The following is an 18,487-nucleotide window of genomic DNA, read 5'->3' on the forward strand; positions in this document are numbered from 1 at the left end:
GATCAAGATCGCGTCCGCCGCGCGGCATCATCCTCGCGGAGGACCCCTTCCGGGCTAACGTGCCCGCATGACGACCTTCCGGCTCGGCGCCTACGCCGTGGCGATCGAGAACGACCACGTGCTGCTCGTCCGCTGCACCTCGGCGTTCGACGACGGTCACTGGTCATTGCCCGGCGGCGCCGTCGAGCACGGCGAGGACCCGGTCGACGCGGTGGTGCGCGAAGTGGCCGAGGAGACCGGGTGCGTCGCGGAGGTCGACCAGCTGCTGGGTGTGGACTCCCGGTTCATCCCCGCGGCCGAGCGCCACATGCCGGAGAAGGGCGACCACCAGAACATCGGGATCTTCTACTCGGTGCGGATCACCGGCGAGCCGAGGCCGGAGCCCAACGGCGCCACGGTCGATCCTCTGTGGACACCCATGGCCGATGTCGCCGGACTGCGGCGGGCCGCGCTGGTGGACGTCGGTCTGGCGCTGGCGGCGGGAAGGCCGCCGACCGGGCATGTCGCCGCGGTCCCGGTCGGCGGCCTGGTCATCCACTAACGCGCTCCGGCGGTCACCCCCAGCCGGTGGCCGCCGGTGTAGACGTTCATCGAGCTCCCGCGCAGGAACCCGACCAGCGTCACGCCCATCTCCTCGGCGAGGTCGGCGGCGAGCGACGACGGCGCGGACACGGCGGTGAGCACGGGGATCCCGGCCATCACCGCCTTCTGCACCAGCTCGAACGACGCCCGCCCGCTCACCATCAGCACGGTGCTCGTCAGCGGCAGGCGGCCGTCGCGGGTGGCCCAGCCGACGACCTTGTCGACCGCGTTGTGCCGGCCGACGTCCTCGCGCAGGCACAACAGCGCGCCCTGCGCGTCGAACAGGCCGGCCGCGTGCAGTCCGCCGGTGCGGTCGAAGACCCGTTGCGCGGCACGGAGTTTCGTCGGGAACGCGGTGACCTGCTTCGGGTCGAGCCGGATCGGGTCGTCCGCCACCTGCCAGGTCGCGACCGTGCGGACGGCGTCGAGGCTCGCCTTGCCGCACAGTCCGCACGACGAGGTGGTGTAGAAGTTGCGCTCGATCGACGGGTCGGGTGGCGCGACGCCCTCGGCCAGGCCGACGTCGAGCACGTTGTAGGTGTTGCTGCCGTCGGCCGTGGCGCCCGCGCAGTAGCGGATCGACACGACGTCCGACGGCGCGCGCACCACGCCCTCGCTGACCAGGAACCCCGCCGCCAGGTCGAAGTCGTCACCCGGTGTGCGCATGGTGACGGCGAGGGACTTGCCCCGCACGCGGATCTCCAGCGGTTCCTCGACCGCCAGCGTGTCCGGCCGCGCGGTGGCCGAGTCGTCCACCAGCCGCACCACGCGGCGCCTGCTCGTCACTCGTCCCAAGACTTGCCTCCCTGCAGAGGGCGACGCACTCGTCGAGCAGCCGCCGCAACACGTCGTCCCCGGACATCGCCCTGACCGCCTTCACCACGACCCACCCGCGCGGCCACCACCGCGGCGCGACGATCCCGGCCCTGCGCGCGCAGTGCGCGATCAGCCTCTCCCCCGGTGCGTTCTCCGTCCCGATCACCCTGGTGGCGAACGGGAGCAGCCGCCGCCGTCCCTCCTCTGTGGACTGGTCGTTGACGCACCGCGCCACGCACGCCAGCACCGGGTGCACGCAGGCGGGCCGGTCCGACCACACCTCGCCGGCGAGCACGGACGTCAGCTCCATCAGGCAGCAGCCGTCCGCCGGCGTCTGGTGCCAGCCCCGGTCGAGCCGGGGCACGCGGCTCACAGGCGCGGCCTTCCCGGCTGCGACAGGTGCGCCGTGAGCACCGCGCCCGCCAGCCCGAGCGCGCCGGCCGCGACGAACGCGAAGGTCGGACCCTGTGAGGCGAGGACGACCGCGGCGATCAGCGCGCCGGCGGCCTTGGCCGTGTAGAGGACGCCGAAGTTCCGCGCGCCGTGCGTCTCGCCGAAGTACTCCCGCGTCACGCCGACGAGCAGCGAGTAGCAGCAGCCGGTGCCGAGGCCCGCGAGGGTCGCGCCGACCAGCAGTCCCGCGACGTTCTGGGAGTACAGCAGCACGAACTGCGCCAGCCCGCCCGTCGCGAGCGTCCAGACCAGCGCCCGGCGCCGCCCGACCCGGTCGCTGATCCACCCGACCAGCACGCGTCCGGTGCCGGTCGCCGCCGCCAGCGTGGCCAGCGCGACGACCCCGAGCACCCGGTCGCCGACGAACAACGGCAGGTACGCCAGGTCGTAGAGCGACACCGCCGCCGCGAACGCGACCCCGCCGTACAGCCACCAGAACGTGCCGCACCGCATCGCCTCGTGCGTGCGGAACTCCTTGAGAGCGGACCGGTTCGGCACGCGGGCGCGGTCGAGCGCCCACTCGCGGGGAGGGATGTGCGGCGGCCACCAGTGCTCGGGCGGGTCCTTCATCAGCGCGCCCGCCACCGCGACGACGACCGTGATCGCGACCCCGGCCTGCACGAGGAAGCCGCCGCCGAAGAAGAAGCCCGCGGCCAGCACGAAAGGCACCGACCCGTACGCGAACGCCCCGCTGACGAACGCGACCTTGCGCGTGACCCGTTCCGGGTACCAGCGCACGACCGTGCCGAGACACGTCGCGTAGACGAGACCCGCGCCGATGCCGCCGAGGATCGCGTACCCGACCAGCTGGTCCCGGCCCAGGGTGACGAGCCCGGCGCCGCAGAGCACGGCCCCGATCCACATCGCGCCCGTGGACGTGAGCCGCCGCTGGTCTCTCAGCCAGGCCGCCGGGAACGCCGTGCCCGCCTGGCACACCGTCCACAACGCCAAGGCCCAGAACAACTCCGGCACACTCCACCGGTCCTGCAACTGAGGGATCAGCGCCCCGAACCCGTACTGCCCGATGCCGGCCGCGAGCATCGCCGCCCAAGCGGCCCACAGCACCGTGCGACGCGAACGCCCCGACGCCTCGACGTCGGTCTCCCCCACCCGGTAGAGCCTGCCGACGTGATCACGTACGTAAGTCGCGACCGACATGCCCTTCACCCCGTCCCGAGGATTGCATACAGTATCCGGTAGGCTATACCACGGGAGCCCTGATGAACATGCCCTGGACGCTCGCCCGCCAGACGGCCCGCGAGGCCGCGAAGCCGTTGGACGAGATCGCCCTCCCCCTGCCCGACGCCCTGGGTCTCGCGCTCGCGTCGGGTCTGCGCGCGCTGACCGACCAACCGGCGTGCCCCACGTCGGCGATGGACGGGTACGCGGTGGCGGGACCCGGTCCCTGGACCGTGGTGGGAAAGGTGGCGGCCGGAGACCCGGTGCCGGGCCTGAGACTGCGGGCCGGGGAGGCGTTCGGGGTGGCGACGGGGGCGCCGGTGCCCGAGGGGTCGGACGCCGTCGTGCCGGTCGAGCGTTGCTCGCTCGCCGGAACCCTGCTGGTGGCGGACTCGGTGCCGGGCAAGCACCTCCGCCGTCAAGGCGAGGACTGGTCGGCGGGCGACGAACTCGTCCCGGCCGGGTCCCCTGCCACCCCGGCCGTCCTGGGCCTGGCCGCCGGCGCGGGCCACGACACGCTCCTGGTCCACCGCCGCCCGAGCGTCGCCGTGATCGTGACCGGGGATGAGCTGCTCCGCTCGGGGCGGCCGCGGCCCGGCCGGGTGCGGGACGCGATCGGGCCGATGCTGCCCGGTCTGCTGCGCGGCGCGGACCTGGTCGGCACCACCTACCTGCGCGACGACCCGGAGGCGCTGGCCTGGGCGCTGGTGGGCGTTCCGGACCAGCTCGACACCCCGCACCCCCTCGCCACCGCCCAGCCCGGCGCCGCATTCCCCCTCGCCACCGTCCAGCCCGGCACCCCTCGCTCCCCGGCCACCGTCCAGCCCGGCACGCCTCGCTCCCCCGCCACCACCCAGCCCAGCGCCCCGTTCCCCCTCGCCACCGCCCAGCCCGGCACCCCTCGCTCCCCCGCCACCGCCCAGCCCGACGTCCTCGTCACCTGCGGCGCCACCTCGGTCGGTCCCGCCGACCACCTGCGCCGCGTCCTGCGCGACCTCGGCGCCGAGGTCCTGGTCAGCGGCGTCGCCTGCCGCCCCGGCCACCCGATGCTGCTCGCCGTCCTCCCCGACGGCCGCTGCGTCGTCGGCCTGCCCGGCAACCCGTTCGCCGCGCACGCCGCCGTCCTGACCCTGCTCCAGCCGCTGCTCGACGCCCTCGGCGGCCACACCGCCCGTCCGCCGGTCACCGCGTGGCTGGGCGATGTGAACGCTCATCCCCGTGACACGCGCCTGGTGCCGGTCACCCGGTCCGGCGGGCTGGCCGTGCCGGTGGGGCACGACCGGCCGGGGTCGCTGTGGGGCGCGGCGCTCGCCGACGCGCTCGCGGTCGTGCCGCCCCGTCACCGCGGCGGCGAGGTGGAGGTGCTCACTTCCGGGAGCGCCAGCTGACCTTCGACGACCCCGTCTCCGGCGCGTCCTTCACGACCGTGCGCACCGGCAGGCCGAGGAAGTCGGAGAACCGCGCCACGTGCTCGGCCAGCCGGTCGACGTCGAAGCCCGGCAACGGCCGCAGCTCCACGTCCACCGAGGTCTTCTTCAGCACGCGCCGCCACAGCCCGGCGACCTGGCCGTCCTCGACGATCGTCGCGTGGAACATGCCGTTGTACGTGGAGATCGGGATCTCGTCGTAGCGGGTGAAGAACGCGCTGCGGTCCTTGTAGCCGATCAGCAGTTCGTCGTAGGCGGGCAGCACGAGCGCGCCGGAGCCCGGCGTGAGGTCCGGCGGCAGCCAGTACTCCTTGCCGTCGAAGGTCTCGCACACCAGCGACGACTTCACCGCGTCGAGGCCGCGGGAGGCCTCGCGCACGCCGATGCCGCACCAGTTCGCGAAGTCCGCGAGCGTCGCCGGGCCGTGGCTGCCGAAGTAGCGCGACGCCAGCACGGCCATCGCCTCGTCGCCCTCCAGCGCGCGCTGCTCGGGCGCCCACTCGTCGAGCAGCACGAACGTCTGCTCCTTGCCGCGCGGCGGCCCCGGGACGACCAGGCCCTCCTGGGCGAGGTGGATGAACGTGAAGTAGCTCTGCTGCCGGTCGTCCGGGATGCCGACGCCCGCCATCAGGTCGATCATCTCGCGCCGGGTGAGGCAGCCGACGCCGGTCAGCGCCTCGACGAACGTCTTGCGCGCCAACGACATCAGCTCGGGCGTCATGTGGTGGTACGCCCACGCCTTGGGGGTGAGCCGGGCGAGGTCGCGGGCGCCGAACAAGCCCAGCATCCACCGCACGTCCTCGGCCGGGACGTAGTGGATCGTGCCGCGCATCAGCCAGGTGCGCACGATCCGGCCGGACCGCAACGCGTCCTCGACGTCGGCGATGCGGGCGCCGGCCGTGCGCAGGCCGATCGCCCACAACGACTGGCCGTAGTCCTGGCCCTGCACGGCGCCGAGTGAGCGGACGACGTCCTCCGCCGACCCGAGCCGCCCGATGTTGCCGAGGCGCAGCGCCGCGATGTCCATCGGGACAGTCTCGGCGACCGCGCTCCAGCCCCGCTCAAGCGGGCCAGCAGCCCGTGTACCCCTCCGCGAGGTAGCGCGACCCGGCCTCCGAACCGACGACCGAGGCGAGCTCGCCGAGCTGGCGGCGCGCGTCGAAGTCCGTCGCGGCGGGCAGGGTGTGCAGCATCGTCGTCATCCAGTACGAGAAGTGCTGCGCCTTCCACACCCGGTCGAGCGCCCGCGGCCCGTACTCGTCGAGCGCGTCCATGTCGTTCTTGAGCAACGCGCGTCCGATCACCTCGCTGAGCACGCTCACGTCGGCCAGTGCGAGGTTGAGGCCCTTCGCGCCGGTCGGCGGCACGGTGTGGGCGGCGTCGCCGGCGAGCAGCAACCTGCGGTGGCGCATGGGTTCCGCGACGAACGAGCGGAAGCGCAGCACCGTCTTCTCGGTGATCGGGCCCTCTTTCAGGGAGAACCCGTCGGGCCCGGCGACCCGCGCCTGCAGCTCCTCCCAGATCCGGTCGTCGGACCACTGGGCGGGGTTGGTGTCGGGGTCGCACTGGAAGTACATCCGCTGGTGCGTCTCGGTGCGCTGGCTGATCAGCGCGAACCCGCGCGGCGAGTGCGCGTAGACCAGCTCGTCGGCGCTGCGCGGTGCCTCGGTGATGATGCCGAACCAGGCGAACGGGTACTCGCGGGAGCTGTGCCGCCGCACCGCCTCCGGCACCTCGGTGCGGCAGATCGACCGGGAGCCGTCCGCGCCGACGAGCAGGTCGCAGCGCACCTCCTGGGCGACGCCGTCGCTGTCGGTGAAGCGGATCGCGGGCCCGGTGATGTCGACGGAGGTGTCGCTGACGCCGAACCGGACGTCGCCGCCGTCGCGGGCGCGCGCGTTCGCCAGGTCCACGAACACGTCGGTCTGCGGGTAGAGCCAGACCGACTCGCCGACCAGCGCGCGGAAGTCCACGCGGTGGCTCTCGCCGCCGAACCGCACGTCGATGCCCTCGTGCGGGTGGCCCTCGCGCAGCACCCGGTCCGACACCCCGGTGTCGGCGAGCAGCCGCGCGCTGTCGGCCTCCAGGATGCCCGCGCGGACCGTGTTCTCGATCTCCCGCCTCGTCCTGTTGTCGATGACGACGCTGTCGATCCCGTTGAGCGACAACAGGTGCGAGAGCATCAGCCCCGCCGGCCCGGCACCGACGATGCCGACCTGCGTGCGCGTCATGACAGCTCCTTCCCGGTTCACACGCCCTCCTTCAGCACCCGGCGCGCCACCGCGAACGCGTGGTTCGCCGCCGGCACACCGCAGTAGATCGCGCTCTGCAAGATCACTTCACCGATCTCGTCCTGGGTCAGGCCGTTGCGCACCGCCGCCGCGACGTGCAGCCCCAGCTCGTCCCAGTGCCCGCGCGCGATCAACGCCGTCAGCGTGATCGCGCTGCGCGTCCGGCGGTCGAGCCCGGGCCGCGTCCAGATCTCACCCCAGGCGTAGCGGGTGATGAGCTCCTGGAAGTCCCGAGTGAACTCGTCCGGCGCGGCCCTGTCCACGTGCGCGTCCCCGAGAACCTCTCGCCGGACCTTCATGCCGTCGTCGTAGGACACCGCATCTCCTCGATCACCGTTCACGCCACCTCGTCAGCGCCACGTCCACGAACGTCCCGGCCGCCCCGAGGTACGACCCCGGATCCGTGCCGCCGCCGCGTTCGGCCAGCAGGTCCGCGGCGGCCGCCCGCGCCCGGCGCTCCATCACGTCCGCGCGCACCTCGAGACCTTCCACCAGTTCCGCCGCCTGCGACGCCGCCACCACGGCCAGCTCCAGCAACGCCCGCAGCGCCGGCCACTCCGCGTGCCACGCCCCGTCCGGCCGCTCGTCCACCGCCCGCGCCGCGCACAGGTGCAGCTGCGCGCCCAGCCCGGGAGCCCGCAGTGCCGCGCTGTTGACCAGCACCGACAGCACGGGGTTCTGCTTGTGCGGCATGGTCGACGACCCGCCGCGTCCCGCGACGAACCCCTCGCGGACCTCGCCGATCTCCGGGCGTCCGAGCGTCAGCAGGTCCGCGGCCATGACGCCGAGAGCGTCGCAGCAGCGCACCACCGCGTCGCCCAGCCGCGTGACCGGCGCGCGGTAGGTGTGCCAGGGCGTGCCCGGCCACACCAGCCCCAGCTCGGCGGCGAACGCCGCCGCCGAGGCGACCGGGTCCGCGACGCGCGACAACGTCCCGGCCGCGCCACCGCACTGCACCGGCAGCACCAGGGCGTCCAGCTCGTCCAGCGCGTCGAGCACGCCCACCAGCCACCGCGCGGCCTTGAGCCCGAACGTGATCGGCACGGCGTGCTGCGTCAGCGTCCGTCCCGCCATCACGCTGGACCGGTGCTGCTCGGCCAGACGGGCCAGCGCGTCCGCCACGCGGCCGAGGTCCGCCGTGACCCGCGCCAGGGCCGCACGGGCCAGCAGCATCAACGCGGTGTCGAGCACGTCTTGGCTCGTCAGTCCGGTGTGGACGGTTGTGGAGACCTTCGACCGCAGCGCGGAGACCAGGGGCAGCACGGGGTTCCCGGCGGCCTCCACCTCGGCGGGGTCGAGCGACGGCACCCAGTCGCCGAGCGAGAGCGGCGATCCGAGCACGCCCGCCCAGGCGACCTCGACCTCCAGCATCGCGCGGACCAGCGCGTCGTCGTCGACGAGGCCGGCGGCGCGGTGGGCACCAGGGAGCACGATCACGTCCGCGGGAAGGTGAGGAACGTCGTCTCGGACGGTCCCTGCAGGTGGAGGTCGAACCGCAGGCGCCCGTCGTCCTCGCGCGAGGCCACCAGGCCGTCCACGGCGTTGTCGGTCCCGGGCAGGTAGATGCGGGTGAAGAGCCGGTCGAGCAGGCCGCGGGCGAACACCGTCACCGCGAAGAACGGCAGTCCGGGCTCGACGGTGCTGAACCAGTAGTGCCCGGCGCCGTCGGTGCAGCACCGGCCCCAGCCCGTGAACCCGGCACCGCGCCGGCGCAGCGAGCCGCCGACACGCGGCACCACCCCGGCCGCGTCGGACTGGCGGATCTCGATCATCGCGTCGGGCACCGGGTCGCCCGCGCCGTCGTGGACGTACCCGTGCAGCACCACCGATCCCGCCGCGCCGAACGGCACCAGCTCGGCGTCGCCGGGGTAGGCGAGCGCGTGGTGGAAGAACGGCCCGACGGTCTGGCCGGGGGTCGCTCCGGAGATCGCTTCAGTCATCGGACGGCTCCAGGTAGGTCGCGTGGCTGCCCGTCAACACAATGTCCCACCGGTAGCCGAGCAGCCACTCGTGCTCGGACTGGCCGTGGTCGTAGGTCGCGATCAGCCGGCTCAGCGCGGCCGGGTCGGTGATGGACTGCGCGATCGGGTCCAGCGCCAGCAGCTGGTCGCCGGGGAAGTACATCTGCGTGATCAGCCGCTGCGTGAAGTCGGTGCCGAACAACGAGAAGTGGATGTGCGCGGGCCGCCAGGCGTTGTGGTGGTTGCGCCACGGGTAGGGACCCGGCTTGATCGACGTGAACGAGTACCAGCCGTCGTCGTCGGTCAGGCACCGACCGACGCCGTGGAAGTTCGGGTCGAGCGGCGCCGGGTGCTGGTCGCCCTGGTGCGAGTAGCGGCCGGCGGCGTTGGCCTGCCAGATCTCGACGAGCTGGCGGCGCACCGGACGTCCGTCGCCGTCGAGGACCCGGCCGTGCACGCGGATGCGCTCACCGATCGGCTCGCCGCCGCGCTGCAGGGTGAGGTCGGCCTCGACCGCCGCGACGTCGGAGTGCCCGAACACCGGCGCGAGCAGCTCGGCGCCCTCGGGGTCGACGAGCTGCAGCTCCTTGGTCGGGTGGCGCAACGCCGTGCTGCGGTACGGCGCGAAGTCCAGCAGCGGCGCACCACCCGGTGAGTCGGCCTGGATCTTCGCGATCTCGTCGCTGATCTCGTGCTGGCTGGTCGTCACCCGACGGAACGCTAGGCAAGCGCCGCGCGGGAGTCGACAGAGGTTTCCACTGAACGGAAGATCACCCGTTCACTTGACGCTGTCGAGACGACCGCTCATATTGGAGGGATGCCCAGGGCCAGCGTGCGAGAGCAGATCGTCGAAGCCGCGTTCGAGCAGTTCCACCGGCACGGCTACAACGCCTGCGGCGTCAAGCTGATCACCGACAGCGCCAAGGTCCCCAAGGGCTCGTTCTACAACCACTTCGAGAGCAAGGAAGCCCTCGCCCTCGTCGTGATGGACCGCTACGGCGAGACCCGGCACCTGGACCGGCTCCGGACGCCGCGGACGGCGCCGCTCGCGAGGCTGCGCGCGCACTTCGAGGCGCTCGCGCGGGACATCGTGGACGTCGGCTACGAACGCGGCTGCGTCTTCGGCAACTTCAGCACCGAGGCGGCCGACCACATCCCCGCGATCCGCACGGCCGTGGACGCCGCGTTCGGCCACTGGGCCGCCGCGCTCGCCGCCACGATCCGCGAGGCCCAGGCCGACGGGAGCGTCACGACCGGCCAGAGCCCCGAGGTCCTCGCCCGGTTCCTGCTCAACGCCTGGGAGGGCGCCATCGTCGGCGAACGCGCGACCAAGGACGGGTCGTCGTTCGCCGCGTTCTTCGCGGTCGCCTTCGAGGTCGTCCTGCGCTGAGATCCCGCCGACAGCGGCCGGACCCGCGCTTGACGAGGTTAAGACGACCGGTCATATTGAAGTCATGAGCGCCATCCAACCCCGCTTCCGCACCATCGACGGCCTGTCGATCCGGTACGCCGTGAGCTCCGGCAGCAAGCCCACCGCGCTGTTGCTCAGCCCGTGGCCCGAGAGCATCTACGCCTACGACCCGACCTGGGCGAGGCTCGCCGCGCACGCGCACCTGGTCGCGGTCGACCTGCCCGGCTTCGGGCACTCCGAACTGCGCGCGGACCTGTTGTCCCCCAGCAGGATGGGCGAGTTCGTCCTGCGCGTCGCCGACGCGTTCGAGCTCGACCGGCCGCACGTCGTCGGCCCCGACGTCGGCACCAGCGCGGTCCTGTTCGCGGCCGCCGCGGCACCCGAGCGGTTCCGCAGCGTCGTGGTCGGCAGCGGCGGCGCGCTCTCGCCGACCGACCTCGGCTCACCGCTGCACGAGTGGGTCCACGACGAGGACCTCGCGCCCTACCGCGCGCTGGGACCCAAAGATGTGGTGAACGTGGCCATGGACGCCATCGAGGGCTACGACCTGTCCGACGTCGTGCGGCAGGACTACCTCGCCGCGTACCAGGGCGACCGGTTCGTCGAGCAGATGGCGTACGTGCGCGCGTACCCGGAGGAGCTGCGGAAGCTGGACGCGCTCCTGCCGGGCATCACGACGCCGGTCCAGCTGGTCAACGGCGACCACGACCCCGTGGTGCCGGTGTCCAACGTGGAGCACCTGCACCGGCGGCTGCCGAACAGCGCGCTGGACGTGGTGGAGGCCGGGCACTTCGTGTGGGAGGAGAACCCGGACGCGTACGCCCGGGTCGTCACGTCGTTCTGGGCGCGGACCTAGCCGGCCGTGCAGGCGGCCCCGTTCACGCTGAACGCCCCCGGCGGCGACGTCGGGCCGGTGGCGGAGCCGTTGAACCCGAACGTCACGGAGCCGTCCTTGACGATCAACGCGTTGTAGGCGGCGTTGGCCACGCTCACATCCGCGCCGGACTGGGACACCGTGCCGTTCCACAGCTGCGCCACGGTCTCGCCGCCGCCGAAGCGCCACGCCACCGTCCACCCCTCGACCAGCGCGCCGCTGACGTTGCGGATGGTCACCTCGGCCTGGAACGCGCCGGCCCACTGGCTGGTGACCCGGTAGACCACGACGCACGGCGCGGCGGGCGGTGGAGGCGCGGCACTGGTCGGCGGCGCGGTCGAGCTGGGACAGTCCCCTTGCGCCCAGAGGCCGAGTTTCGCCTGCTGCGCCTTGTTCTCCGCCTCGACGAGCGGCCCGCCGTCCACGCCGGTGGTGCGCAGGAAGCCGTACTGCACCGCGAGCAACGCGTAGTCGTTGCCGTCGGGCAGGGCCAGCGACACCTCGCCCGGCGTGATGCTGCTGACGTGGACCTCCTTGTCCCGCAACGTCTTCGTGGCGAAGTCGAGCGCGGCGGCCGCGGCGCACGGCGACGGTTCGGCCAGCAGGGAGACGCGGGCGCGGGTGCCGTTGGCGAGCTCGACGGTGCGCGCGTCCACCACGGCGCGCACCTTCACGGTCGGCTCTTTCGTTGTGGCGTCAGAAGAAGAGGCGTTGGGTGCGGGGAGTGGCCTGCCGTCCTGCGGGGCCGTGCACCCGGCCACGAGCAAGGTCAACAGCACCAAGATGTGCTTCCGTGCTGCCATTGGACAAATCTATCGCCGGAGGCAGCGTCCGCAATCGGCTGTTCGGAGTTGATCACTGCGGGCTTTCGGAGTCGTCGCGCGGTCGAGCCGCGCGCGACGGCTCCGGGTGTGCGAGCGTGGAGTGGCCACAGTTGTGCGGATGGTTCCCTGCCGTTCATCGGCTCGTGGTGATCAACCGAAAAGATCAGGACGTTCCTCGTCCCCTGCCGATGGAGGTCTCAAGTGCACACCCTGCAAGCGCACTGGGCACGTCGCCTGCTCGCCGCCCTCGCCGTCGTGGCGTCCGTGCTCGGCGTGACCACGGTCGTCGTCACGCCCGCCGCCGACGCCGCCGTCTACAGCTCCTGCACGCAGACCCGGTGCAGCGCGGCCCGGTCCGCCAACTCCACCTGGTCGTCGAAGGGCTACCCGAGCACCCGCGGCTGGGTGTCCGGCTGGCCGAACGGCCAGTGCAACTTCGCGGGCGGCGTGCACCAGAACCGCGAGGGTCAGCTCCCCGCCGGCCACTACTACCTGGAGTTCGACGTCTACCCGCGCGCGTGCGGCGCGTCCCGGGACGCGTACCGGATCATCGTCGACCGCACCGCCGGCACGGTCTACTTCTCCCCGGACCACTACGCCAACTTCTACCGCCTGTAAGGGTGTCACCGGGCGCGGGGGGGGGGGCCCCCCCCCGCGGGGGGACGCCCCCCGCCCAAAAAGACCGCCCCCACCCCCGCCCCACCGTTTTAACTCCCCCCCCCCCCCCCCCCCAAACTCCCCCCGCCTTTCGGGGGCCCCGGGGGCCGGGGGGCCAACCCCCCCCCCCCCCCCCCACCACGTGTGCAGCGTCGTGAGCACGTGCGACCGCGCGCCGTCCGGGCTCTCGCCGAGGTCGGCGCCGGTCAGCTCCACCAGCCGGTCGAGCCGGTACCGCACGGTGTTCGCGTGGATGTGCAGCGCCGAGGCGGTCGCGCTCAGCCGGCCGCCGTTGTCGAGGTAGCACACCGCCGTCGCCACCATCTCGTGGTGGAACGTGCTCTTCGGGTCCAGCTGGCCGAGCAGCGAGTCGGCGAGCGTGTCGGCCAGGCCCGGGAACGCCGCGAGAGCGGTCTCCCCGGCGAGGTCGGTCAGCGGCCGCACCCCGAGGGACGCCCCCGCCGCCGCCAACGCCTGCGTGCACAGCGAGTACGTGCCCCGCAACGACTTCAGCGCCGTCGCCGGGGACACCACCAGCAGGTCGTCCGACCAGGACGGCGGCACGTGCGTGAGTCCCGCGAGCCGTCCCTCGACCAGCCCGTACACCCCGCCGGAGAGGTGCAGCCGCTGTTCCAGCGTGCGCGCGTGGCTCGGGTCGGTCACCCCGGACACCACGCAGTGGTACCGGCCGTCGGGGCGCAGGCCGGCGCGCGCGAGCTCGGCCGTGTCCGGGAAGTCACCGGACACCAGCAACCGCCGCAGCACCTGGGCGTTCAGGTCGCGGGCCGTGCGCGACAGCTGGAGCTCGGCGGTGTGGTAGCCGCTGACGATGTGCCGCTCGACCGCGCCGACGTAGTGGTCGAGGTCGATCATGAAGTCGAGGATCGTGCCGTCGTCGACCCCGAGCGACCGCGCGAGCTCGACGGCCGCCCTGATCAGCTCGGTGCGCCCGGCGTGCACCCCGCGCAGCAGCCCGGCCATCGACACGCCCTGGGCGGCGCGGTCGGCCCCGAGCGCCAGCGCGGCCGAGAAGTCGCCGTCCTCGGGCGAGCCGCCGCGTTCGAGGTGCGCGATCCCCTCCGCCAGCAGGAACGCGATGTGCCGGCGGTTCTCCTCCGCGGGCAGCCGGGCGACCTCCGGCGAGTGGCCGCGCGCGGCGTCGACGACCCGCTCGACGACCTTGTCGTCGGCGGCGACGGCTTCGAGCACCTGGCGGACCATCGCGGACATCCCCGGCACAGCGCCTCCGCAAACACGCACGTTGTGTGACGGCCACAACACGGCCGTCGCCGTTTGGGGACGGGACCCTATCCCCCGCTCTCCCGTTGCTGGTTAGTTGCTTTACGCGAGAGTAATTCGCGTTGGCACCACCCTTCAACGAGGAAGGCCCTGGGATGTCAGACCGGAACATCAGCCGCCGCAACCTCCTGGCCGCGAGCGGCGCCATCGGAGCGATCGCCGCGAGCGGGACCCTGGGGCAGGCGGTCGCCGGAGCGGCACCGCGCGTCGACGCGGACGTGATCGTCATCGGGCACGGCCTCGCGGGCCTCGTCGCCACCTCGGAGCTGGCCGCGGCGGGCCGCAAGGTGCTGCTGCTGGACCAGGAACCCGAGGCCAGCCTGGGCGGACAGGCGTTCTGGTCGCTCGGCGGTCTCTTCTTCGTGAACTCGCAGGAGCAGCGGACCGCGGGCATCAAGGACTCGCTGGAGCTGGCCCGCGCCGACTGGTTCAACACCGCCGGGTTCGACCGCGGCGTGAACGACCCGCTGGGCGAGGACTACTGGGCCGCGAAGTGGGCCGAGGCCTACCTGAACTTCGCCGCCGGCGAGAAGCGCGACTGGCTCTACGGCCTCGGCGTGCGCTGGGTGCCGATCGTCGGCTGGGCCGAGCGCGGCGGGCAGTTCGCGGACGGCCCGGGCAACTCGGTGCCGCGCTTCCACATGACGCTCGGCACCGGCCCCGGCGTCATGGAGCCGTTCGAGAAGAAGGTGCGCGACGCCGTCCGCGACGGCAAGGTCACCTTCAGGTTCCGGCACCAGGTCGACGGCCTGATCACGTCGAACGGCGCGGTGACGGGTGTGCGCGGCAGCCTCCTCGAGGCGAGCAGCGCGGCCCGCGGCACCCCCAGCTCCCGCAAGAAGGTCGGCGACTTCGAGCTGTACGCGCCGATGGTGGTCGTCACCTCCGGCGGCATCGGCGCGAACAAGGACCTGGTGCGCCGCAACTGGCCCGCCCGCCTCGGCCCGGCACCGCAGCGCCTCATCACCGGCGTGCCCGCGCACGTCGACGGCCGGATGCTCGCGATCTCGGAACTGGCCGGCGCCCGCCTGGTCAACCGCGACCGCATGTGGCACTACACCGAGGGCATGATCAACCACACGCCGATCTGGCCGGACCACGGCATCCGCGTGCTGGCCGCCCCGTCGTCGCTGTGGTTCGACGCCCGCGGCCGCCGGTTCGCGAACCCCGGCATCCCGTCCCTGGACACGTTGGGAACGCTGGAGCTGATCGGCAAGTCCGGTTACGACTACTCGTGGTTCATCCTCAACAAGAAGATCATCGACAAGGAGTTCGTGCTCTCCGGCTCCGAGCAGAACCCGGAGATCACCGCCAAGAACCTGGTCGCCTACCTCGCGATGCGGCTGCTCACCAGCACCCCGCCGCCGGTGAAGGCGTTCATGGACAAGGGCGTCGACTTCGTCATCAAGAACAACCTGCCCGACCTCGTCGCGGGCATGAACCAGCTGACCGGGCAGAACCTGGTCAACCTCGACGAGCTGCGCCGCCAGATCGTCGTGCGCGACCAGCAGGTGGACAACCCGTTCACCAAGGACATCCAGGTGATGGGGATCCGCAACTCCCTGGCCTACAGCGGCGACAGCCTCGCCCGCACGGCCTCGTTGCACAAGATCCTCGACCCCGGCTCCGGCCCGCTGATCGCGATCAGGATGAACATCCTGACCCGCAAGACCCTCGGCGGCCTGCAGACCGACCTCACCGGTCGCGTCCTCGGCGCGAACGGCCAGCCGATCCGCGGCCTGTACGCGGCGGGCGAGGTGGCCGGGTTCGGCGGCGGCGGCGTGCACGGCTACCGCGCGCTGGAGGGCACGTTCCTCGGCGGCTGCCTGTTCTCCGGACGCGCGGCCGGCCGGGGCGCGGCGGCGGAAAGCGCCTAGCGACCAGGACGTGCGGGGTCTGCGGTCTCCCCTGTCGGCCGCAGCCCCCGCACCACGTCGAGCACCCGCGCCAGCGAGCTCTCCGGCGTCTCCACCGCGGAGTCGAGCACCAGGTGCTCCTCCTCCCACGGCTCCCACAGCCCCCGCATCCGCTGCACGTGCTCCCACGACACCGTGGGGTACCACCCGGGAATGCCGCGGTCGCGTCCCTCGATCCGCGCGCGGTGCACGGTCTCGTCCGAGCACACGCACTCGACCCCCACGAACACGCCCCCGAGCCGTTCGACCAACTCACGCCACTGCGCGCGGTCCTCGCGGGTGTGCCCCGACGTGTCGAGGACGACGTCGATCCCGAGCTGGACGTGCCGCGCGACCATGGCGACGAGGGTGACGTCGACCATCGCGTTCAGTGTCTCGTCCGGCAACTCGGGGAACTGGGTGATCGTGCCCAGCACCCAGTCCAGCGAGAAGACCGGCCGCCCGAGCGTGCGGGCCAGCGATTCGGCGAGCGTGCTCTTGCCCGCGCCGGGAGCCCCGGCGACGAGCACCACCACCGGGCTCTCGGTGGTGGGCGTCAACTTCAGGTAGGCGTCCCTCATCGCTCCACCTAAACATCGATGCGGGCGCCCATGATCACTGTTCGCTCTCGGGGCAATCCGAAGTGCTCGGCCGCGTCCGCCGTGATGTAAGACGTGGCGACGAACAACCGCTTGCGCCACCCGGCCATCGTCGCCTCCTTCCCGCGCTGCAGCTCGATCTTCGACAGGAAGTACCGCGCGTGGTCGAGGTCGAGCCCGCCCTCGGTCTTCGCCGGGTCGAGCAACGCGAGCGCGGCGGGCACGTCCGGCGTCTCCATGTACCCGAACCGCGCGTTGACGTGGATGATCCCGTCGTCCTCGTGCCCGAGCTCGTCGACCTCGACCCGCCGCTCCGCAGGCACCCGCGGCACCGGCTCCGTCTCGATCGACACGATCACCACGCGCTCGTGCAACACGTGGTTGTGCTCGACGTTGGCCCGCATGGCCAGCGGCGCGGTCTCCTTGCCCCGGTTGAGGAACACCGCACACCCCGGCACGCGGGTGAGCCGTTGCGAGTGCAGCTCCTCGACGAACGCCTGCAACGACCCCTCGGCCTCACGCCGGTTCCGGGTGACGATCGCCCGCCCGCGCTGCCACGTCGTCATGACCGTGAACGCGGTCAGCCCGATCAGCAACGGCAACCAGGCCCCGTGCAACAACTTCGTCATGTTGGCGGCCAGGAACAACAGGTCCACCCCGAGCAGCACCACGCACCCGAGCCCGATCGCCCACACCGGCGCCTTGAACCGAACCCGCGCGATGAACAGGAACAACGTCGTGGCGATCGTGATCGTCCCGGTCACCGCCATGCCGAAGGCGAACGCCAGCGCGGCGGACGTCCGGAACGCGAACACCAGCGTCAGCACCGACACCATCAACACCCAGTTGATCCACGGCACGTAGATCTGCCCGATGGTGGACTCCGACGTGTGCGCGATCCGCAACCGGGGCAGGTACCCCAACTGCGCCGCCTGCGACGCCACCGAGTAGGCCCCGGTGATCACCGCCTGCGAAGCGATGACGGTAGCCGCCGTGGCCAACACGACGAGAGGCCACCGCCCCCACTCGGGCACGAGCAGGAAGAACGGCCCGCTGATGTTCGCGGGGTCGTCCAGGATCAACGCCCCCTGCCCCATGTAACTCAACACGCAGGCCGGAAACACCAAGAACAACCACCCGCGGGCAATAGCGGGCCGCCCGAAGTGCCCCATGTCCGCGTACAACGCCTCCGCACCCGTAACCGCCAGCACCACAGCAGCCAACGCAAAGAACGCGACATCGAAGTGCCCGAACAAGAACCCGACCGCATAAGTCGGCGACAACGACCTCAGGATCTCCGGATGCCCGGCGATCCCCCCGATCCCAGCAGCACCAATGACGGTGAACCAGAGGATCATCACAGGCCCGAAGAACCGCCCGACAACTCCACTCCCCCGCCGCTGCACCAGGAACAACCCCACGATGATCAGAGCGGTGACCGGCACGACGAACCGCTCCAACTCGGGCTCGACGACCTTCAACCCCTCCACCGCCGACAACACGGAGATGGCGGGCGTGATCATGCTGTCGCCGAAGAACAACGCGGCCCCGAAGATCCCCAACCCGGCCAACGTGGCGGCGGCCTTCCGCCCCTGCTTCGCCTTCCACCGCCGCAACAGCGTGATGAGGGCCATGATCCCGCCCTCACCGTCGTTGTCGACCCGCATGGCCAGCAACACGTAGGTGATCGTCACGATGATCGTGACCGACCAGAAGATCAGCGACACGACCCCGTACACGTTGTCGACGCTGACCGGCACAGGATGGGGATCAGCGGGGTTGAAAACAGTCTGAATCGTATAAATGGGACTGGTCCCGATGTCCCCGAACACCACCCCCAGCGCCCCGACGACAACCGCCAGCCGCACGGTGTCCCGCCCGAGCTTCCGCCGAGCGGCAACGGAGCCAGAATCCCGCTGATCAGACACGAGCGGCACCCCCTAGACAGTTGCCCGCAAGATAACCGCGCCCCCACCCCACCGCAGAGCACAACAGGGTGATCTTTACGCATCCCTGACGCCGCTCCACCCCACCCCGCCCCACAGCGAAGCCGAAGGCGAGCAGTCCTTAGCAAACGGCTTGGGCGGTGGGGTCCCATCACGAGTCGCGCCATAGCACTTGCTGCACCTGAGTAGGGGTGTCAAGTCGACACGCTTTTCGTCGACAGTACAACCCCCCAAAGGGGTTGGGCGCGCTGGGGGGGGGGGGGGGTGGGGACC

General features: G+C 71.9%; 20 protein-coding genes and 1 pseudogene. 8 read left to right on the plus strand and 13 right to left on the minus strand.

Annotation, left to right across the window (positions count from 1 at the left end):
* Positions 1–67: 67 nt before the first annotated feature.
* Positions 68–541 carry an NUDIX domain-containing protein gene (locus tag ABZX02_RS37930; RefSeq protein WP_355305924.1) on the plus strand — a complete coding sequence of 158 codons (474 nt, stop codon included), beginning with the start codon at positions 68–70 and terminating at the stop codon, positions 539–541.
* Here ABZX02_RS37930 and fdhD read toward each other — a convergent pair.
* The 3 genes from fdhD to ABZX02_RS37945 are packed head-to-tail and all read right to left on the minus strand — an operon-like array spanning position 538 to position 3,009.
* Complete coding sequence (gene fdhD / locus ABZX02_RS37935; protein WP_355305925.1) at positions 538–1,338, minus strand: formate dehydrogenase accessory sulfurtransferase FdhD; 801 nt, start codon at positions 1,336–1,338, stop codon at positions 538–540. The two genes, ABZX02_RS37930 and fdhD, sit on opposite strands and share 4 nt — an antisense overlap.
* Positions 1,232–1,771: a hypothetical protein gene (locus tag ABZX02_RS37940; protein WP_355305927.1), complete on the minus strand. Its 540-nt coding sequence runs from the start codon at positions 1,769–1,771 to the stop codon at positions 1,232–1,234. The genes fdhD and ABZX02_RS37940 overlap by 107 nt, the downstream gene beginning before the upstream one ends.
* Positions 1,768–3,009: an MFS transporter gene (locus tag ABZX02_RS37945; RefSeq protein ID WP_355305929.1), complete on the minus strand. Its 1,242-nt coding sequence runs from the start codon at positions 3,007–3,009 to the stop codon at positions 1,768–1,770. The genes ABZX02_RS37940 and ABZX02_RS37945 overlap by 4 nt, the downstream gene beginning before the upstream one ends.
* A 62-nt stretch (positions 3,010–3,071) precedes the next feature.
* Between ABZX02_RS37945 and ABZX02_RS37950 the strand changes: the two genes are divergently transcribed.
* Entirely contained in the window at positions 3,072–4,418 is a 1,347-nt protein-coding gene (locus ABZX02_RS37950; protein WP_355305930.1) for a molybdopterin-binding protein, read from the plus strand.
* On the opposite strand, the gene ABZX02_RS37955 is transcribed toward ABZX02_RS37950, so the two are convergent.
* Genes ABZX02_RS37955 through pcaH form a run of 6 tightly spaced genes read right to left on the minus strand, consistent with a single transcriptional unit; the run spans position 4,396 to position 9,385 of the window.
* Positions 4,396–5,484, minus strand: coding sequence for a winged helix DNA-binding domain-containing protein (locus tag ABZX02_RS37955; RefSeq protein ID WP_355305932.1), 1,089 nt, complete (start codon positions 5,482–5,484; stop codon positions 4,396–4,398). The two genes, ABZX02_RS37950 and ABZX02_RS37955, sit on opposite strands and share 23 nt — an antisense overlap.
* Before the next feature lie 34 nt (positions 5,485–5,518).
* Entirely contained in the window at positions 5,519–6,688 is a 1,170-nt protein-coding gene (locus ABZX02_RS37960; RefSeq protein WP_355305934.1) for a 4-hydroxybenzoate 3-monooxygenase, read from the minus strand.
* A 17-nt stretch (positions 6,689–6,705) separates the two neighbouring features.
* Positions 6,706–7,065: a 4-carboxymuconolactone decarboxylase gene (gene pcaC, locus ABZX02_RS37965; RefSeq protein ID WP_355305936.1), complete on the minus strand. Its 360-nt coding sequence runs from the start codon at positions 7,063–7,065 to the stop codon at positions 6,706–6,708.
* 13 nt (positions 7,066–7,078) lie between these two features.
* A complete protein-coding gene (locus tag ABZX02_RS37970; RefSeq protein ID WP_355305938.1) occupies positions 7,079–8,185 on the minus strand; it encodes a lyase family protein in 1,107 nt (368 codons plus the stop codon).
* Complete coding sequence (locus ABZX02_RS37975) at positions 8,182–8,688, minus strand: protocatechuate 3,4-dioxygenase subunit alpha (RefSeq protein ID WP_355305940.1); 507 nt, start codon at positions 8,686–8,688, stop codon at positions 8,182–8,184. Before ABZX02_RS37975 ends, ABZX02_RS37970 begins: the two co-directional genes overlap by 4 nt.
* Complete coding sequence (gene pcaH / locus ABZX02_RS37980; protein ID WP_355305960.1) at positions 8,681–9,385, minus strand: protocatechuate 3,4-dioxygenase subunit beta; 705 nt, start codon at positions 9,383–9,385, stop codon at positions 8,681–8,683. Before pcaH ends, ABZX02_RS37975 begins: the two co-directional genes overlap by 8 nt.
* 141 nt (positions 9,386–9,526) lie before the next feature.
* Here pcaH and ABZX02_RS37985 point away from each other — a divergent pair, with 141 nt between their 5' ends.
* Both ABZX02_RS37985 and ABZX02_RS37990 read left to right on the plus strand, forming a co-directional pair.
* On the plus strand, positions 9,527–10,099 hold the full coding sequence (locus tag ABZX02_RS37985; RefSeq protein ID WP_355305941.1) for a TetR family transcriptional regulator C-terminal domain-containing protein: 573 nt from the start codon (positions 9,527–9,529) through the stop codon (positions 10,097–10,099).
* 64 nt (positions 10,100–10,163) lie between these two features.
* Entirely contained in the window at positions 10,164–10,976 is an 813-nt protein-coding gene (locus ABZX02_RS37990; RefSeq protein ID WP_355305942.1) for an alpha/beta hydrolase, read from the plus strand.
* On the opposite strand, the gene ABZX02_RS37995 is transcribed toward ABZX02_RS37990, so the two are convergent.
* Positions 10,973–11,797 carry a cellulose binding domain-containing protein gene (locus tag ABZX02_RS37995; protein ID WP_355305944.1) on the minus strand — a complete coding sequence of 275 codons (825 nt, stop codon included), beginning with the start codon at positions 11,795–11,797 and terminating at the stop codon, positions 10,973–10,975. The genes ABZX02_RS37990 and ABZX02_RS37995 overlap by 4 nt on opposite strands.
* Positions 11,798–12,019: 222 nt before the next feature.
* Here ABZX02_RS37995 and ABZX02_RS38000 point away from each other — a divergent pair, with 222 nt between their 5' ends.
* On the plus strand, positions 12,020–12,436 hold the full coding sequence (locus ABZX02_RS38000; protein WP_355305946.1) for a ribonuclease domain-containing protein: 417 nt from the start codon (positions 12,020–12,022) through the stop codon (positions 12,434–12,436).
* Between the two features lie 276 nt (positions 12,437–12,712).
* Here ABZX02_RS38000 and ABZX02_RS38005 read toward each other — a convergent pair.
* A pseudogene (locus ABZX02_RS38005) lies at positions 12,713–12,799 on the minus strand (helix-turn-helix domain-containing protein); the annotation flags it as partial.
* A gap of 13 nt (positions 12,800–12,812) precedes the next feature.
* On the opposite strand from ABZX02_RS38005, the gene ABZX02_RS38010 reads away from it, so the two are divergent.
* The 3 genes from ABZX02_RS38010 (at position 12,813) to ABZX02_RS38020 (ending at position 15,651) form a co-directional block, all read left to right on the plus strand.
* The gene (locus ABZX02_RS38010) at positions 12,813–13,295 is read left to right on the plus strand and encodes a hypothetical protein (RefSeq protein WP_355305948.1); all 483 of its coding nucleotides are present in this window, start codon (positions 12,813–12,815) and stop codon (positions 13,293–13,295) included.
* Entirely contained in the window at positions 13,289–13,744 is a 456-nt protein-coding gene (locus tag ABZX02_RS38015; RefSeq protein WP_355305950.1) for a hypothetical protein, read from the plus strand. The genes ABZX02_RS38010 and ABZX02_RS38015 overlap by 7 nt, the downstream gene beginning before the upstream one ends.
* A 125-nt stretch (positions 13,745–13,869) precedes the next feature.
* Complete coding sequence (locus tag ABZX02_RS38020; RefSeq protein WP_355305952.1) at positions 13,870–15,651, plus strand: FAD-binding dehydrogenase; 1,782 nt, start codon at positions 13,870–13,872, stop codon at positions 15,649–15,651.
* On the opposite strand, the gene ABZX02_RS38025 is transcribed toward ABZX02_RS38020, so the two are convergent.
* Together ABZX02_RS38025 and ABZX02_RS38030 are read right to left on the minus strand one after the other, a co-directional pair.
* Entirely contained in the window at positions 15,648–16,250 is a 603-nt protein-coding gene (locus tag ABZX02_RS38025) for an ATP-binding protein (protein ID WP_355305954.1), read from the minus strand. The genes ABZX02_RS38020 and ABZX02_RS38025 overlap by 4 nt on opposite strands.
* 8 nt (positions 16,251–16,258) lie before the next feature.
* Positions 16,259–18,205 carry a potassium transporter Kup gene (locus ABZX02_RS38030; protein WP_355305956.1) on the minus strand — a complete coding sequence of 649 codons (1,947 nt, stop codon included), beginning with the start codon at positions 18,203–18,205 and terminating at the stop codon, positions 16,259–16,261.
* Positions 18,206–18,487: the final 282 nt, after the last annotated feature.

The sequence above is a fragment of the Lentzea sp. NPDC003310 genome (assembly GCF_040610935.1).
Lineage (GTDB): Bacteria > Actinomycetota > Actinomycetes > Mycobacteriales > Pseudonocardiaceae > Lentzea.

What these genes read in the sequence shown, in the direction of transcription:
- ABZX02_RS37930 (WP_355305924.1), top strand. Translation starts at nt 68, where the DNA reads ATGACGACCTTCCGGCTCGGCGCCTACGCCGTGGCGATCGAGAACGAC.
- ABZX02_RS37945 (WP_355305929.1), bottom strand. Translation starts at nt 3,009, where the DNA reads ATGTCGGTCGCGACTTACGTACGTGATCACGTCGGCAGGCTCTACCGG.
- ABZX02_RS37950 (WP_355305930.1), top strand. Translation starts at nt 3,072, where the DNA reads ATGAACATGCCCTGGACGCTCGCCCGCCAGACGGCCCGCGAGGCCGCG.
- ABZX02_RS37955 (WP_355305932.1), bottom strand. Translation starts at nt 5,484, where the DNA reads ATGGACATCGCGGCGCTGCGCCTCGGCAACATCGGGCGGCTCGGGTCG.
- ABZX02_RS37960 (WP_355305934.1), bottom strand. Translation starts at nt 6,688, where the DNA reads ATGACGCGCACGCAGGTCGGCATCGTCGGTGCCGGGCCGGCGGGGCTG.
- ABZX02_RS37975 (WP_355305940.1), bottom strand. Translation starts at nt 8,688, where the DNA reads ATGACTGAAGCGATCTCCGGAGCGACCCCCGGCCAGACCGTCGGGCCG.
- ABZX02_RS37985 (WP_355305941.1), top strand. Translation starts at nt 9,527, where the DNA reads ATGCCCAGGGCCAGCGTGCGAGAGCAGATCGTCGAAGCCGCGTTCGAG.
- ABZX02_RS37990 (WP_355305942.1), top strand. Translation starts at nt 10,164, where the DNA reads ATGAGCGCCATCCAACCCCGCTTCCGCACCATCGACGGCCTGTCGATC.
- ABZX02_RS37995 (WP_355305944.1), bottom strand. Translation starts at nt 11,797, where the DNA reads ATGGCAGCACGGAAGCACATCTTGGTGCTGTTGACCTTGCTCGTGGCC.
- ABZX02_RS38020 (WP_355305952.1), top strand. Translation starts at nt 13,870, where the DNA reads ATGTCAGACCGGAACATCAGCCGCCGCAACCTCCTGGCCGCGAGCGGC.
- ABZX02_RS38025 (WP_355305954.1), bottom strand. Translation starts at nt 16,250, where the DNA reads ATGAGGGACGCCTACCTGAAGTTGACGCCCACCACCGAGAGCCCGGTG.